Below are 16,621 nucleotides of genomic sequence, written 5' to 3' on the forward strand. Positions count from 1 at the left end.
CTCACCCAGTGCTGCCAGCGGGATTGCCATTTCCGGATATTGGAACCGACCTCATCTCCTTCGACATCGGGGGGGTCACATTCGCACTCCGCTGGTACGCGCTAGCCTATATCTTCGGTATCCTGATTGGCTGGCGCATTTGTTTGAGTGCGATAAGCCGTCCCGCGCTCTGGACATCAGTTGGACCGCCGCTTGACCGGACGCAGATCGAAGATCTTCTGACGTGGATCATCATCGGCGTGATTGCTGGTGGTCGCCTAGGCTTTGTACTGTTCTACCAGCCTGCATATTATCTCGCAAATCCCTTGGAAATTCTGATGGTCTGGCAAGGCGGCATGTCCTTCCACGGGGGGTTCGCGGGCGTTGTCATCGCTGCCTTGCTGTTCTGCCTTCGACAGAACGCGTCTTTGCTCAGCACTGGCGACTTGCTGGCTTTGGCGGCACCGCCAGGCTTGTTTCTTGGGAGGCTGGCGAACTTCACCAACAATGAGTTGTGGGGGCGGCCGACGGACGTTCCCTGGGCGGTGATCTTTCCCGGCGAAGTCGCGCAGGCCTGCCCAGGGGTTAGTGGCCTCTGCGCCCGACACCCGTCCCAGCTGTACGAGGCGCTATTGGAGGGGCTCATTCTTGGAATGCTGCTCATTTATCTCGCTTGGGGCCGGGGCTGGCTGAAAATTCCCGGTGCCTTGGCTGGCGTGTTTCTGACCGGCTATGGTCTTGCCCGAAGTTTCGTCGAGATGTTCCGGCAACCGGACCAACAATTTGTGACGGCGGACAACCCGATCGGCCATGCGCTTCATTTTGGTGAGTGGGGTTTGACCATGGGCCAGTTGCTCTCCATGCCAATGGCGCTGGTCGGGCTGGCGTTGATCGTGTTCGCCCGGCGGGAACGGGGCCGGACAGCGCCACCCCGCAGAGCCGCAATGTAATCGCCGTACTGATCTCTCTTGACCCTCCCGCGGATGGAAGCCCTAGGCAAGAGAAGCATTCTCGGAAAGGACCGCAAAATGAGCACTCCCGACAGTTCTGAAACCACAGCAGCTTCTTCGGTATTCGTTTGCCCCATGCACCCTGAGGTGCGGCAGGACGAGCCCGGCAATTGTCCGAAATGCGGGATGCATCTCGGGCCGGAATCGGAGCTGGAGGTCCATTCAGCACATGATCATCACGACCACCACGCGGGTGCCGCGCCGGCGGATGGCCGATATGATCTGGTTCCTAGAGGGCATGATGGTCCCATTTACACCTGCCCGATGCACCCTCAGGTGCGGCAGCCTGATCCGGGCGCGTGTCCGATCTGTGGTATGGGATTGGAACTGGAATCCGGTGTGCCGGGCGATGAAGGTCCAAATCCCGAACTGGTGGATTTCACACGGCGGTTCTGGGTCGGCACAGTCCTGACGATCCCGCTCCTTGTCCTCACGATGGGGCCTTTCGTCGGTTTCCCCGCAGTCCGGACGTTTTTTGGCGAAAGCACTACACAATGGATCGAATTGATCCTGGCAACGCCAGTGGTCTTGTGGTGCGGCTGGCCGTTTCTGGAACGCGGATGGATTTCCTTCCGCACATTGAACCTCAACATGTTTTCCCTGATCGGCATGGGCGTTCTAGCCGCCTGGCTCTTCAGCGTCGTTGCCGTTCTCGCACCGGACATATTCCCTGATGGGTTCCGAGACTCCGAAGGCCATGTCGGCGTCTACTTCGAGGCGGCGGCTGTGATCGTGACGCTCGTGTTGCTCGGTCAGGTGATGGAATTGCGCGCACGTGAAGGAACCGGCAAGGCGATCCGCGCGCTTCTCGACATGGCGGCCAAGACCGCGCGGGTCATGCGGGACGATGGCTCCGAGGAGGAGATCCCGCTGGAGGACGTACAGGTCGGCGACCGGCTGCGCGTACGGCCCGGTGACAAGGTGCCTGTCGATGGCGTGGTTCTGGACGGCCGGTCCTCGATCGACGAAAGCATGATCTCCGGTGAACCTGTGCCCGTCGAGAAGACCGAAGGCGACCCGGTAACTGGAGCGACGATCAACGGCACTGGCAGCCTGGTGATGGAGGCGACGCGTGTCGGGTCCGACACGATGCTTGCGCAGATCGTCGAGATGGTGTCGAACGCGCAGCGATCGCGCGCGCCGATCCAGAAATACGCCGACAAGGTGGCGGGATACTTCGTTCCGGCCGTCATCGGTATCGCGGTCCTGTCCTTCATCGCCTGGGCGATCTGGGGGCCCGCGCCTGCGCTTTCCTACGCATTGATTTCGGCGGTGGCGGTTCTGATCATCGCCTGTCCCTGTGCGCTTGGCCTGGCGACACCGATGTCGATCATGACGGCAACGGGGCGGGGCGCTCAGGCCGGCGTGTTGATAAAGAACGCCGAGGCACTGGAGCGGTTCGAGAAAGTCGATACCCTGATCGTCGACAAGACCGGCACGTTGACGATGGGCAAGCCGCGGCTTGTCGACGTACTCCCGCAACCCGGCCACGACGAAGCCGAGGTTTTGCGTCTCGCCGCATCGCTTGAGCGCGGATCGGAGCACCCCTTGGCCGAAGCGATCGTCAGGGGTGCGGAGGAGCGAGATGTCAAAATGGACGAGGCACGGGACTTCGAGGCGGTCACTGGCAAGGGCGTCAAGGGTGTTGTGGACGGCAAAGCGGTGGCGCTCGGCAATCTGGCGATGATCCGTGAATTGGGGCTCGAGGCGGGCGACCTGACCGCCAAGGCCAATGCCCGCCGCGACGAGGGTGAGACAGTGATGTTCGTGGTGCTGGACGGCGACATTGCCGGTCTTGTCGCTGTCGCCGACCCGGTGAAGGAGACCACGCCCGCCGCGATCAAGGACCTGCATGAACTGGGGTTCCGCGTCATCATGGCGACCGGCGACAACGAGCGCACAGCCAAGGCGATCGGCGCGCGGCTCGGCATCGACGAGATCCGGGCCGACGTGCTGCCCGAGGACAAGGCGCGGATCATCAAGGAATTGCAAGCCGAAGGTCGCAAGGTCGCCATGGCCGGGGACGGCGTCAACGACGCCCCAGCGCTCGCGCAGGCCGATGTCGGCATCGCCATGGGCACTGGCGCCGATGTGGCCATCGAAAGTGCGGGCATCACCCTCGTCAAGGGCAACCTCGATGGAATCGTGCGCGCGCGGCGGTTGGCTCGGGCCACCATGCGCAACATCCGTCAAAACCTGTTCTTCGCGCTGATCTACAATGCCTCCGGCGTGCCGGTCGCGGCAGGAGTTCTGTTTCCCTTCTTTGGCATCCTCATCAGTCCGATGTTTGCTGCCTTCGCCATGAGCGCGTCGTCAATCTCGGTGGTGCTCAATTCGCTGCGTCTTCGCGGCGTTCGCATCTAGAAGCGCGCAACATCGTTCGGACGAACCGAAAGCAAAAGAGAGACCATTTATGCAGAGCAAACAAGACACGTACCGCGAAGGCTCTATCAGTCTGGGCGGCGCCATCGCGATGGGAACAGGCGTGATGATCGGCGCCGGAATCTTTGCGTTAACGGGGCAAGTCGCACAGCTCGCCGGCCCTCTGTTCCCTCTTGCATTCATCGCCGGCGCGGTCGTCACAAGCTTCAGCGCCTACAGCTACATCAGGATGTCGAACAAATGGCCGTCCTCGGGTGGCATCGCCATGATCCTGCAGAAGTGCTATGGTCCCGGAGCCATCGCAGGCGGGGCCGCGTTGCTGATGGCGCTCAGCATGGTGATCGCGGAAAGCCTCGTCGCGCGAACCTTCGCCACCTATGTCCTGCGCCCTTTCGATATCGAAGGTGGCCCATTGGTCCCCGCTCTGGCTGTGGCCGTGATCGTTTTCGCCTTTTTGGTGAACATCGCCGGAAACCGCTCGGTCGGGCTGTTCTCGTTGATCATGGCCGCGATCAAGATCGGAGGCATAGCTCTGTTTGGCATCGCGGCCCTGTGGTCCAGTGGTTTTGCGTTCGCCGCGGCGTCCGAGACCTCACAATCCTACGGGCTCACGGGGTTCATCGCCTCTACGGCGCTGGCCATCCTTGCGTTCAAGGGATTCACCACGATCACCAACAGCGGAGCCGAGATCACTGAACCAAATCGCAATGTTGGCCGAGCGATCATGTTCTCTATCGGAATCTGCGTCGTCGTCTACCTGTTGGTCGCCTACGGGGTCGGTTCGAGTCTCACGATCGAGGAGATCATCTCAGCGCGTGACTATTCGCTGGCACAAGCGGCGCAGCCCGCCCTTGGACAAACCGGCTTCATACTCACGGTGATCCTGGCCGCTGTCGCAACGGCGTCCGGCGTTCTGGCCAGCGTCTTCGCGGTGTCGCGTATGCTGGCGATGCTGACCGACATGGAAATGATCCCGCACAGCCACTTCGGTATGCCAGGTCCCATCCAACGCCACACCCTGGTCTATACTGTCGTCATCGCCGCGACGTTGGCCGTGCTCTTTGATTTAGGCCGGATCGCATCCCTCGGTGCTTTCTTTTACCTCGTCATGGACATGATCATACATTGGGGCGTGTTCCGCTATCGTCGAGCAGACGTCGGCGCCTTCGGTATCGTGCTTTTGACTGCCTTGGCGCTCGATGCGATAGTACTGGCAGCTTTCACCGTGATGAAGCTTCAAAGCGACCCGATGATCGTTCTCTACGCCGCTGTCGGGATGATCGCTGTGTTCGCCTTCGAGCGCGTTTACTTGTCGCAATGGGTGGCACCGCAAGTCGCCCCCGCCCACGCCCACGCCCACGGTGATTAGCCTGCCATCACCTGGCCTGAAGAGATGCGATGCCTTGTGCGCCGATCGTGATCAGCCCGACCGACAAGGCAAACGCAGCCAGGGCAAGCAGCATCACGCCCGTGTTCATGGGCAAGCGACGTACAACCGGTCCAAGAAATTCCGACCGCCCGAAAGCCGAGACGTAGAGCGGCAACGCGCTTATCATAGTCGCATAGAGGTAAACGCCGGAGATGTTCTCGAAAAACGCCGAACGCGCAAGAGTCGGGGATACAACCGCCAAAGCGGTTGAACGATTGCCGCCGAATGACCCGAACCAGTCGGCAGATAGAACGTATATAAGCACGTGGAGACCTGGAAAGAGAAGGGCTCTGAGCAAGACATCGACCAGCACGAAAAACACCGTGTCTCTTGAGCCCGCCTTTGGTTGCTTTGTCATGGCGAAAAGGAAAAAACTGACGTAGTTGACGGCAAAAACCACGGGCAAACCGTTGGTCGCAACCTGCCTTAGAAAGCGCATGAGTGCCGGTCCGCCGGCAGCAAGAGCCGGAGCAAAGCCCGGAGCCAGTAAGACATAGAACAACAGGACCGGCAGTAATGCAGCGAAGCTGAACAGCAGGACATTTCTAACAAACTGAGCCGCGGGCATACTGATAGAGAAAAATCTATCCATTGAAATAGCCTGCCATGTGGGCACCACTAGGTCGATGATACGTTATCGATCCCTACCAAGTGGACGGAAGCGACAAGCCGGTTGCGGGCATTCCCAGAGATCGCCTACTCGGCCCGTTTGACGCAAATTGGGTTTCCCTCGATCGTCCTGAGCGGCAATCGCGTTGTTTCAACCGGACTCGCGTGCATGTACCAGTAGCAGTTGTCCTCGGGCCGCAGATAGGCGGTCGCGAGGTCTTGGTTCGGTGCGGCCAGTTCCAGGATATTTTCCGGTAATGGCGGGCGTGACGACGCGTTTTCTGAATTCGAGAAAGACTCCGAGCAAGCCCCCAAGGCCAAGACGGTTGTGAGAAGAAGTGCGCTTCGTATGTACATCAATTGATGATCCTTCTGGTTGGTTTGTTTTGGCCGCTCTGGTATCGGCTTCCCTCTTTCACAGGTTTGCGAACCATCTTGATTAGGCAGTCCCTCCGTCAAATCGCCAACGCTCAGAAATGTGTGGCCCAGCGAGGGTGGCTTTCGTCGATCACCAGAGCATGGCTGTGCCTGCGATGCCCCTTCAAGTGGGGATGATCAAGTGGCAGGTTGTCGTGCGTGTGTTCAAGCTCCACGGGATCGCTCGCTGGCCAGAGTTTCAGAGCAGCGAGCATGCCAGTGGCCGCGAGAAGCGCCAGACCGATCAGCGCAGGAACGACACCGTAGACCGTCAGCAGCCAGCCCGACAGCGGATAGGTCACCAGCCAGCAAGCGTGCGACAGCGCGAATTGCGCCGCGAACAGAGCGGGGCGATCCCCGGCATGGGCGGACCGGCGTAGTAACCGGCCAGACGGGGTGAGAACGGCGGAATATCCCAGACCTACCAGCAGCCAGGCCCCCAAAAGGATGAACCAACCAAGGCCGGCGGTCAGCACTGTTACCCCCAGTCCCAGCAATGTCGCCACCATCAGGGCAGCACCGCCGAACATTACGGGCCGGTCTGGCAGCGCATCCACTACGCGCGGAAGGAGCAGTGCGGCCGTCATGGAGCCAGCGCCGAAGGCGAACATCGTCCAGGCCAGCGCGCTTTCCGACAGGCCGAGCGATCCGCGCACCAAAATGACGGTATTGACCAGCACCATTGCCCCGGCCGCCGCTGCCGCAAGGTTCAGCGCCAGCAACCCGCGCAGGCGGGGCGTGGCCAGATAGATGCGGATGCCGCGTGTGGTCCGGTCATAGATGCCGCGTGGTTTGGAGGGCTTAGGATTGGGCAGTAGCACCGAAACGACCAGAAGGGCCGAGGCGGTAAACCCTACTACTGTGCCGAGGAAAAGCGAATTGTAGGACATCATCGCAACCAAAAGTGCCGCCAGCGTTGGACTGACGATGTTTTCCAGATCGTAGGCCAGCCGCGACAAAGACAACGCGCGGGTATAGCGTTCCTCTTCGGGCAGAACGTCCGGGATCGTCGCCTGAAAGGTCGGCGTGAAGGCAGCGGAGGCCGATTGCAACAGGAAGATCAGTACGTAGACCTGCCAGACCTCAGTCACAAAAGGCAGGGCCAGCGCCACGCCCGCGCGCACAAGATCAAGCGTCACAAGAAACGCGCGACGCGGCACCCGGTCGGCGAACGCCCCTGCAATCGGCGCAATGCCCACGTAGGCTACCATCTTGATGGTAAAAACTGTGCCGAGCACAATCGCCGCCCCGTCGCCCGCGAGGTCGAATGCCAAAAGCCCAAGCGCGACCGTTGCGAGTCCAGTTCCCAAAAGCGCCACGACCTGCGCCAGAAACAGATGGCGGTAGGTGCGGTCAGAGAGGATATCGAGCATGGCGGGCCTCAGAGATATCGGGTGATCGCCCGCAATTCGGCACGATCGGCTTCGGAGCTTTCAGCGTCTAGGCAATGGTCCATATGGTCGTGGATCAACGCCCGCTTGGCATTGGTGATCGCTTTCTCAACCGCCTGCATCTGTTGGGCGATCTCAAGGCATGGCTTGCCCGCCTCGATCATCTCGATCACAGCACACAGGTGACCGTCAGCGCGTTTCAGCCGTGCGATGAGGGCGGGATGACTTGCATGGACAGGGGGATTTGTCATATCAACGACTTATCCTCCCTGGGGGGATTGAACAAGATGGTGCCACGACGCATCACGCCAAAGACGAGCGGGCAGGCAAAGCTGATGACAACTTTACAGACAATCGGAAAGACCGCGTTCGCGACACTTCTATGCGCGGCCGTGCTCGTCTGGTCGGTCATGCCCACAACCTCACATGCGCCCGCAATCATTGATGTGCTTCAGGAGCACGCTGAGATGATTGCCGAGCACGGGCATTCGCACGGTCTGGAAGAAGACCTGGCTTGGGCCATGCACGGACACAGCCACGACAGTGTTGATCACGATCACAGTCAGGCGGTTGTGCCTGGCCCCGATCTGTCGCCGCTGCCCATGGAAATTTACAAGACCGCATGGCGGCTGAATGCAGCCGCCGCCAACCCCCGACGCTTATTCCTGATCGAACGACCTCCGCGCGTCTGATTGGTCGCGCGCCACTCGCGCGTTTCAACCAACCATCAGACAAGAATACGGAGTTCAATCCATGACTATAGTCCATCGGGGCTGGACCGATCCCGGCATGGGCCGGATCGTAATCCTGTCCTTAATCACGCTGTCGTCACTCATTCTGAGTGCGGGCAATGCGCTTGCTCACAATGTCACCGAAGGCGACGCGGGTTACATCCAGGAAATCTGGGGGGTGAACATCATCCCCTTCATGTATCTCGGTGCCAAACACATGGTGACGGGCTACGATCACATCCTGTTCCTGCTCGGCGTCGTCTTCTTTCTCTACAAGATGAAGGACGTCGGCATCTATGTCAGCCTCTTCGCCATCGGGCACTCGACCACGATGCTGGCAGGAGTCTGGTTCGGCTGGGGCATCAACGCCTATATCATCGACGCGATCATCGGCCTCTCGGTCGTTTACAAGGCGCTCGACAATCTGGGTGCCTACCAGCGCTGGTTCGGGGTGCAGCCGAACACTAAGGCCGCGACGCTGATCTTCGGCTTTTTCCACGGCACGGGTCTGGCCACCAAGATACTCGACTACGAGATCGCGTCGGATGGGCTGCTGGCCAATCTCCTGGCGTTCAATGTAGGCGTGGAGCTGGGCCAGTTGATGGCACTTGCCGTGATCCTCATTGTCATGGGTTACTGGCGGAAATCCCCGAATTTCTTCCGGCAGGCCTACGCCGCCAACGTCGTCATGATGTCCATGGGATTCATCCTCATGGGCCTGCAAATCACTGGCTACTTCGTAGCCGCCTGAGAATTTAGGAGACCCAAATGTTCAACGCAGAAAAACCGAGCCTCGATGAGCTGCCAAGTTCCGCGCAGCTCATCCGTTCCACCGTTATCGCTGCGGCCAGCGCCGTTGCGATCCTCGTGACTGTCGTGCTTCCCGCCGAATACAACATCGACCCGACCGGGATTGGCGGCGTACTCGGTCTGGCAGAGATGGGTGAAATCAAGACCCAACTCTCCGAAGAGGCGGAGGCCGACCGATTGCTGGAACTGGAGGCCACTGGCGGCGACCAGTCCAGCTTCCTAGACGGCATGTTCGGCCTGTTCGTCGGGGCGGCCCACGCTCAGGAAGCGGAGGTCTGGCGCGACGAGACCACCTTCACCCTGGCTCCCGGAGACTCCGCCGAGTGGAAGCTCGTTATGACCGAGGGCCAGACCGCAGAATACCGGATGCTGGTCGAGGGCGGGCGCGTCAACTTCGACCTGCACGGCCATGGTGGGGGTAATTCGGTGACCTACGAAAAGGGTCGCGGATCGATGGGCGACGAAGGCGAGATCGTCGCTGCATTCGACGGCGAACACGGCTGGTTCTGGCGCAATCGCGACAGCGAGACCGCCACCGTGACCGTTCAAGTACGCGGCGAATACGCCGAGTTCAAAGACGCCAGTTGACAACTTGATAACGGAGCCCTTTGAGGGCTCCGTTATCTTCACTTCAACCAGAGAAGGACCCTAAAATGATTAGAAAACTGGCACTTGCGGCGGTGTCGCGTAGCCCTTAATTGTGAGATGGGAAATCCAACGAAATCAACGGCTGAGCTTTGCCCTTAAATATGAGATTTTGCCTTTAATTCTGATATTTTTGCCCTTAAACCTGAGACAGGGTTCACAGACATTTGCGGCAAATATCGATGAATGATGATGGCGAAGACTGCGTTGCTGTTGGTGCTGAAGAGGCGCGCAGGGCCGCGGTGCTGCGCCCTCTTGTTCAGGCATATCTCAATGGGACTGGCAGCCTGGAACGTGGCATCAATGACGCCGTTTGGGAGCTTGGTGTCAGCAGGGCGACGGTCTGGCGTTGGATAAAACGGTTGGCGGAAGAGGGTGGGCGCACCAGCGCTCTGGCTCCGCGGAAACGGGGCCGCCCGACCGGGACGATGTTAATATCCAGCAAAGTCGAAGCGGTAATCGAGGAGCACCTTCGCCGCTATTTCTTGCGCCGGGAGCGTTCGAGCTTGTCGCGCGTCGTGACAGAAATCCGCAGCGCTTGCTGGCAGGAGGGCTTGCAACCGCCGACACGGCGAACGGTTCAGCGTCGTCTGGATGCGATGGATGCCCGCGAAGTTGCGAAGGCACGAGAGGGCGCAAAGGCGGCCCGCCAGAAATTTGCGCCGGTCACAGGTGAGAACAAGGCCAGTATGCCACTGGAGATCGTCCAAATTGATCATACACCGGCGGACATCATTCTTGTCGACGGCTTTGAACGCAAACCAATTGGGCGGCCTTGGGTCACGCTGGCGATCGACGTCGCAACGCGGATGGTGACCGGATATTACACCTCTCTCGAGGCACCTTCGCGTCTGTCAGTGGCGCTTTGCCTGACACAGGCGGTGGCCCTCAAGGAGGAACTTCTTGCGGAATTGGCGTGCGATGTTCCTTGGCCGGCACAGGGCAAACCGCACAGCATCCACGTCGATAACGGTCGCGATTTCCGGTCGCGCGCCTTTCGGTCGGCCTGTGCGGATTGGGGGATCGATCTGGTCTATCGACCGCCAGCAAGTCCTCACTTCGGTGGTCACATCGAACGGTTGATCGGCACCATGATGGGGGCCGTTCACCTGTTGCCGGGAACAACGCAATCCTCGATCGCGGCAAAGGGCGACTATGACGCCGAAAGCAAGGCCACGATGACGTTGAGCGAATTCGATCGCTGGTTTGCTCTGGAAATCTGCCGTTACAACAACAGCATTCATTCAAGTCTTGGCTGCACGCCCGTTGCCAAATGGGAGGCGCTCTCAGAGCAAATGACAGGCGACATCCCCTTCGAGATGGAAGCCTTTCAGGTGAGCTTCCTGCCGAGTGAACTGCGCAAGATCAGGCGTGACGGCATCCATCTGTTCCAGATAAGGTACTGGTCCGATGCCCTTGCAGGCCACATTGGGCGCGGGGATGGAAAGGTGGTCGTTCGCTACGATCCTCGCGATATCTCAATGATCTGGGTCGAACTGGACGATGGCCGGTATGTTGAGGCGCGGTACAGAAACCTGGAAATTCCGCCCGTCTCGCTCTGGGAATATCGCGAAGCGATGAGGAAGGCCCGTGCCCTTGGCAAGTCCGGGTCTAATGAGCTGGTGCTGGCTGAGCTGATCCGACAGCAACGCCAGATCGAAGCTGAAAGCCGGGGCCTGACGAAGGCCGAACGCAGAACCCGTGAAAGAAAAGGGACATTGAAGGGCACGAACTCGGCCGTCTCGACAACCGAAGGGCTGCGCCCGATCGATACGGGTGATACATCGCGCCCATTGTTCAAGGTGGAGAGATGGTGAATTGAGGGCAGGGACAACTGAAGAAGACGGCCGGATCGCCCTCATTCAATCGGATATCTGGATCGGCTTTCCTCGGGCGGAACAGGTGTTGGACCGCTTGCAGGGCATGATCGAAGCGCCACGACAAACCCGTATGCCTGGGCTTCTTGTGCATGGCGCCTCCGGGATCGGAAAGACGATGATTGCCCGAAACCTGTCGCGCAAGTACGCACCAGAATACGATCCGGCGTCGGGCATCACCCGCACACCGCTTCTGCTGTTGCAAGCGCCGCCCGCACCTGATGAACGGCGGTTTTACCTGCACATCCTGGCCGCCGTCGGCGCCCCGGCGACGGCTCTTAGCGCCCGCGCTCAAAATGTGGCTTCCCTCGAAGTCCGTGTCATCGCGCTCTTACGCGACCTTGGCCTGCGGATGATCATGATCGACGAGGTCCACAATCTCTTGGCCGGGACCCACCGCGAACAGCGCCGATTTCTCAATGTCCTGCGGTATCTCAGCAATGAACTCGAGGTGTCACTGGTCTGCCTTGGGGTCAGCGAGGCCGTCGATGCTATTCGCGGTGATATCCAGCTTGCCCGACGGCTGGACGAACATCATCTGCCAAACTGGCGCGACGATGCCGAGTTCTCGGACATGATCCAGACCCTTATTGCTGCCATGCCACTGGAAAAGAAGTCCAACCTGAAGGTCAAATCTCTCAAGCAGGTCTTGGCACTGACCGGTGGGGTGACCTCGCGCATCTTCGCTCTGGTCAAGGATCTTTCCATCGACGCCATTATCACAGGCGAGGAATGCATCACCGATGACGCAATCGCAAAATGGACGCCGGTTTGGTCGCGCCATGCGAACCCCCATCGGCGGCTCCAGAAGTCCCGGGTGTGAAGCCGCACCCGCTGCCCAAGACTGTCGCGCCGCTGCCAGACGAGTTGTTGTCAGGTTGGTTGTCTCGGCTGGCGGCGGCCAACTACTGTGATGATGCGGAACTACTGGCTCATCTCAGAATCGATACCGCGCATGGCACCGCCTTGGACTTCAACGTCGACGCGGCTGCGGCGGCGAAGATTGCCAACGCCGCACGGGTTAACCCAGATGTTGTTCGATCTTTGACCTTTCCGGCAATGACGCCACGAGAAGCCTCGCTGACGGCTCAGATGCCATTCCAGCATTGCATGCAATGCGCCAGAGAGGGTCTTTCGCTCAGGCATTGGAGGCGGGCCTGGGCATTTGACTGCCAAGTTTGCGGGACGAGACTTGTGCAGACCCTTGGCAAACTCCGTGAGGAACAAATATCTGGAAAACTGATATACCGAGCGCGCCGCGGGGCAGAGATGCTTGAGTGCGCCGCGCGCTCGCGCGGCCCCAAGCAACTTCGGCGCGCAATGCGCGCAGTCACCTTTGCCATGTCACTCAAAACCTTCCGCGGGGATCCGTCGTTCGCTGTCCAGAACCCCAGATCGGAAGTTAGGCTGTTCTGCCTCGCCGCAATCGCCGCCGCTCGATCTCATCCCTTGGCTAAGGCAGCCATCGTCAGCAAAAGCATCGACGACTATGCAAGGGTTGCTCTCTTGCGCGCCTTCGAGAAGGAGCCTCGATTGCTTGCCGCGGTTGATCACATCGCGCAAAGGTGCGCGAGAAACAGGGGCCCCATGACAGCCGTATCTCACAATTAAGGGCAAAAATTGTCGCCAAACGCGTCGCGTCTCAGATTAAAGGGCAACGCGACAGCAAGCCAGGCATGTTGGCTGAAAATAGGTTTTGCATATGAGCAGGCTGCCATGTCTGGAGGATACAGTCGATTTTCGGGACCAAAATCACCATTTTGCACGGGCGTACCTTAGTATCGCAGTTCAGAACGGCAGTTTCAGTGTACTTTCGTGCTAGTGATATGTTCGTCGCTGAAGTATCCTCTTTTCATCGACAGTTTTCTCAGTCCGAGAGCAGGCTCACCTGAAATCGAGGAAGTTTTATACGAGAAGGTCAATATCGGGTAGAATCTGAGTCTTCCTTTTCCAGCACAGATGCAGATTGCTTCCTAGATCAACTTGCGACCGACGGTTGATACAGCCGGATTGAACCGCCCCTTCCGTTCAGAAGGGGCGGTTTCGCGTTAAAACATCAGACGCGTCCCAAAAACAATAGAGGTAACGCCGTTTTCTTCTCCGCTTGCACGAATAAGATCAGCCGTCCCACCAAAGGACTTTTCGTAGTTAACCCCTATGTAAGGTGAGAAGGAACGATCAATCAAATCATAGCTCAGCCGCAGCCCAGCTTCGATTGTTGCACCACCCGAAGCTTGATCATAGGCAAGATCATCCTCAAGGGGAACAGTTACTTCGATGCTAGGCGTCAAGATGAGTCGATTGGTAATTAGACCTTCATACTCCGCCTCAAATCGAAAGAACGAATGATCGGACAAAAAGAAGTCAGCATCAACCTCTAGGAAACCAGGAGCAAGACCTTTAAGGCCTAGCACCGCATTATACCGATCCGGTAGTCCGTCGGGTGTACTTGCCTGGACACCGACAACGCCGTCAAAGAAAGTCGAAATCGGGAACTGCAGCCGCAGCTGGTTTTCCAAGCCTTCGAAGTCGCCAGACCCTTCCACGATTTCAGCTTCGCTCCGCCAAACGAACTTCAACTCGTCTGTTCCAACGACGAAATCGAAATCCCAGACAAAGACGTTTTCGCCGTTGTCACCGTCTCGATATTCGAACTGCTCCGCCTGAAACCCGTAGATGAGCGGTTCGGCTTGAGCCGCCGAAGCGGCTGCAAGCATCATGCCTGCAGCGCTAGCTATCTTTATGTTTTGCATTGATCTTTTCCTTCGTATTCGAGGCACTTATGCCGGTCTGCCGCGCACCACGACTTTGCGGAACATGCCAGCATCAGCGTGGTATGAGAGATGACAGTGGAACGCCCACTGACCGGGTTCGTCGACCTCGACATCTATGTCCATCGTCATGGCGGGGTTCACGTTGACAGTATGTTTGATGGGGTTGCGAGACCCTTTGCCCACATCCACGAGCGACCACAGGCCGTGCAGGTGCATCGGGTGCGCCATCATCGTTTCGTTTATGAAACGAATGCGCACGCGTTCTCCGTAATTCAGGACGATCGGCTCCGCATCATTAAATTTCACATCGTTGATCGACCAGATGTAACGCTCCATGTTCCCTGTAAGGCGCAACTCGATGGTGCGGGACGGCTTCCTGTACTTGTACTTGGGCCGCGCGGCCGTGAGGTCGGCATAGGAGAGGAATTTCCCGCCATTGTATGCCCTCGGTATCAAACCACTGCCATTGGCATAGGAGGGGTCGACGCTGCTGGGTTCCGACATGCCGCCTATGTTGGAGTGATCCATGCCAGCCATGTTGGAGTGGTCCATGCCAGCCATGTTGGAGTGGTCCATACCGGCCATGTTGGAGTGATCCATGCCAGCCATATTGGAGTGGTCCATACCGGCCATGTTGGAATGATCCATGCCAGCCATGTTCTGCATCACATGACCCTCCATGCCCATTCCACCCATCATTCCGCCCATGTCGGCCATAGTGAGAAGTGGTTTCGGCCGCATCGTCGGCACAGCGCCTGCCATACCTTCCCTTGGTGCAAGAGTTCCCCGCACCATGCCGGTACGCCCCACCGATTCCGCGATGATGCTGTAAGCCTTGTTCTCACGCGGCTGAACGATGACATCGTAGGTTTCGGCAACTGCAATGCGGAGTTCATCCACGTTGACGGGCTTGACATCGTTCCCGTCTGCTTGGATCACGGTCATTTTGAGCCCCGGAATCCGCATGTCGAAATAGGTCATCGCGGACGCGTTGATGAAACGCAGTCGAACTTTCTCACCCGCACGGAACAGGCCGGTCCAGTTCTGCGACGTGCTCTGGGCGTTGATTGACGCCGTGAACCCTTGAACGTCCTCGATATCGGTCGGCATCATGCGCATTCTGCCCCACATCCCGCGTTCCTGCAGGGCTGCTTGCAGACTGTCAGCGCGCGAGTCTTTTATGAGCGTTTGGAGCGTGCGCTGCGACCGATTGTAGTAGTCAGGCATCCGCTTGAGATTGCGCATGATTTTTTTGCCGGAGTGTGGGTGGTTATCTGCCAACTGAACGACATAATCGCGATCTGCCCGCACCCGTTCACCTCCGCGAGGCTCGATCACAATGGCCCCGTAAGCACCGTCGGGTTCTTGGAACCCGGAATGGCTGTGAAACCAATAGGTGCCAGCCTGGGTGATCGGAAACCGATAAGTGAAGGTCTCTCCCGGGGGAATTCCGTTGAAGCTGATCCCAGGTACGCCGTCTTGTCTAAACGGCAGGATTAACCCATGCCAGTGAATGGAGGTAGCTTCGTTTAGATTGTTTTTGACGTTGATCGTGACTTCTTCACCCTCCTTAAAACGGAGGACGGTTGGGAACTGGCTATTGTTGTAACCGACACCCGTCTTACGGAAGTCGCCCGTATCGATCCGCACCCGATCGACTGTAATGTCATACGTTCCTCTGGATGTAATCGTCGGGTTTTGATGAGCCTGCAAAGCAGATGGCATTGCAAGAGCCGCCGCGGCAGCCAAACCGAATTGTCGCCGGGAAAGGCTACCCGATAAATGCTCCGATGTACTCAGCGCAGTGTCTGAGCGTGCAAGAAAACTGGGGGTAAAGAGACGCATTTTCTTCTCCTTAGTGGTCAAATTATTGGAGTTTGCCAAACTGAAGGTCGTCAGAATGGCCGAGTTGATTCATCAAGATGTTGGAAATGCCCTACCGGTAACCGGCAGCAAAGTATGCAAATGTACTGTCAAAGTGCTACTTGCTGATACTTATACGCGCGGCAACATTTCAGAGAGGGAAAGGTACTCGGAAACGCGGAGGAGGCGACTTAACCTCCAGCACACGACTCTCGCTCAATTGTAATTCCGCGACCTTTGGGGCCCCCGAAGTTGGCTCCGGCCGTGGCGCACAAAGCGTCGATATCGTTGTGGCCGCAATCAAACAGTGAGTCATCGATCCAAAGCAACTGGAGTGGTGGCGCTCATTCCGATCATTGAACATTGAAGTGTGCGCTGAACCCGCTTCTGCACAAACTTTGCTGCTTGTCAGAGGCCCGGCCTCAACGGCAACAGACGCGGTTGGAAAAACGGACAATACAAAAAGAGCGAGCGACAAAGCGCCAAGTGTCTTGGTTATCATTTCGAGCTGCATCGATCTCTTTCCGCGGGGTTACAAGCAAGAGTTATAGATGGCACTTGTCGGTGTAAACCTTACAAATTGATACATTTCAAACCGGCCTAGTGGTATTGATTTAGTTGGAGTTTTTAGCTTTATCAGCATCAGGCAGTCATCTTTCACAATTGAGTAAACCATGGGATTTTGAAGGTAGAAACGACAAAGG

Annotated in this window: 15 protein-coding genes; 9 read left to right on the forward strand and 6 right to left on the reverse strand. The window is 58.1% G+C overall.

Annotated features, from left to right (window positions below; translation table 11 throughout):
* The first annotated feature begins 8 nt into the window (after positions 1-8).
* The 3 genes from lgt to SM764_RS18510 all read left to right on the forward strand — a co-directional run bounded on the left by lgt (position 9) and on the right by SM764_RS18510 (position 4,740).
* Positions 9-929: a prolipoprotein diacylglyceryl transferase gene (gene lgt / locus SM764_RS18500; protein WP_369002459.1), complete on the forward strand. Its 921-nt coding sequence runs from the start codon at positions 9-11 to the stop codon at positions 927-929.
* A gap of 78 nt (positions 930-1,007) precedes the next feature.
* Complete coding sequence (locus tag SM764_RS18505) at positions 1,008-3,353, forward strand: copper-transporting P-type ATPase (protein ID WP_173014454.1); 2,346 nt, start codon at positions 1,008-1,010, stop codon at positions 3,351-3,353.
* Positions 3,354-3,402: 49 nt separating this feature from the next.
* On the forward strand, positions 3,403-4,740 hold the full coding sequence (locus SM764_RS18510; protein ID WP_088652808.1) for an APC family permease: 1,338 nt from the start codon (positions 3,403-3,405) through the stop codon (positions 4,738-4,740).
* 7 nt (positions 4,741-4,747) lie between these two features.
* On the opposite strand, the gene SM764_RS18515 is transcribed toward SM764_RS18510, so the two are convergent.
* From SM764_RS18515 to SM764_RS18525, 4 genes are all read right to left on the reverse strand, one after another.
* A complete protein-coding gene (locus tag SM764_RS18515; protein ID WP_111772749.1) occupies positions 4,748-5,392 on the reverse strand; it encodes a hypothetical protein in 645 nt (214 codons plus the stop codon).
* A gap of 104 nt (positions 5,393-5,496) precedes the next feature.
* Positions 5,497-5,766, reverse strand: a complete 270-nt coding sequence (locus SM764_RS22590; RefSeq protein ID WP_088652810.1) for a hypothetical protein — start codon at positions 5,764-5,766, stop codon at positions 5,497-5,499.
* Between the two features lie 113 nt (positions 5,767-5,879).
* Positions 5,880-7,199 (reverse strand): MFS transporter, encoded by a 1,320-nt coding sequence (locus SM764_RS18520; RefSeq protein WP_111772748.1) that lies wholly within the window; start codon positions 7,197-7,199, stop codon positions 5,880-5,882.
* A gap of 8 nt (positions 7,200-7,207) precedes the next feature.
* Entirely contained in the window at positions 7,208-7,468 is a 261-nt protein-coding gene (locus SM764_RS18525) for a metal-sensing transcriptional repressor (protein ID WP_088652757.1), read from the reverse strand.
* On the opposite strand from SM764_RS18525, the gene SM764_RS18530 reads away from it, so the two are divergent.
* The 6 genes from SM764_RS18530 (at position 7,448) to SM764_RS18555 (ending at position 12,891) form a co-directional block, all read left to right on the forward strand.
* A complete protein-coding gene (locus SM764_RS18530) occupies positions 7,448-7,909 on the forward strand; it encodes a hypothetical protein (protein ID WP_369002461.1) in 462 nt (153 codons plus the stop codon). The two genes, SM764_RS18525 and SM764_RS18530, sit on opposite strands and share 21 nt — an antisense overlap.
* A 61-nt stretch (positions 7,910-7,970) precedes the next feature.
* Complete coding sequence (locus SM764_RS18535) at positions 7,971-8,699, forward strand: HupE/UreJ family protein (protein ID WP_088652759.1); 729 nt, start codon at positions 7,971-7,973, stop codon at positions 8,697-8,699.
* A 17-nt stretch (positions 8,700-8,716) separates the two neighbouring features.
* Positions 8,717-9,346: a transmembrane anchor protein gene (locus SM764_RS18540; RefSeq protein ID WP_088652760.1), complete on the forward strand. Its 630-nt coding sequence runs from the start codon at positions 8,717-8,719 to the stop codon at positions 9,344-9,346.
* A 239-nt stretch (positions 9,347-9,585) separates the two neighbouring features.
* Positions 9,586-11,220 (forward strand): TnsB C-terminal domain-containing protein, encoded by a 1,635-nt coding sequence (locus SM764_RS18545; protein WP_028288640.1) that lies wholly within the window; start codon positions 9,586-9,588, stop codon positions 11,218-11,220.
* 1 nt (position 11,221) lies between these two features.
* The gene (locus SM764_RS18550; RefSeq protein WP_038147410.1) at positions 11,222-12,103 is read left to right on the forward strand and encodes a TniB family NTP-binding protein; all 882 of its coding nucleotides are present in this window, start codon (positions 11,222-11,224) and stop codon (positions 12,101-12,103) included.
* A complete protein-coding gene (locus SM764_RS18555; protein WP_038147409.1) occupies positions 12,100-12,891 on the forward strand; it encodes a TniQ family protein in 792 nt (263 codons plus the stop codon). The genes SM764_RS18550 and SM764_RS18555 overlap by 4 nt, the downstream gene beginning before the upstream one ends.
* A 437-nt stretch (positions 12,892-13,328) precedes the next feature.
* Here SM764_RS18555 and SM764_RS18560 read toward each other — a convergent pair whose 3' ends face one another.
* Together SM764_RS18560 and SM764_RS18565 are read right to left on the reverse strand one after the other, a co-directional pair.
* Complete coding sequence (locus tag SM764_RS18560; protein WP_369002462.1) at positions 13,329-14,033, reverse strand: copper resistance protein B; 705 nt, start codon at positions 14,031-14,033, stop codon at positions 13,329-13,331.
* Between the two features lie 27 nt (positions 14,034-14,060).
* The gene (locus SM764_RS18565; protein WP_369002463.1) at positions 14,061-15,899 is read right to left on the reverse strand and encodes a copper resistance system multicopper oxidase; all 1,839 of its coding nucleotides are present in this window, start codon (positions 15,897-15,899) and stop codon (positions 14,061-14,063) included.
* Positions 15,900-16,621 lie beyond the last annotated feature (722 nt).

This window comes from Pseudophaeobacter sp. 1A16562 (assembly GCF_041008785.1).
In the GTDB taxonomy this organism is placed as follows: Bacteria; Pseudomonadota; Alphaproteobacteria; order Rhodobacterales; family Rhodobacteraceae; genus Phycobacter; species Phycobacter gallaeciensis_A.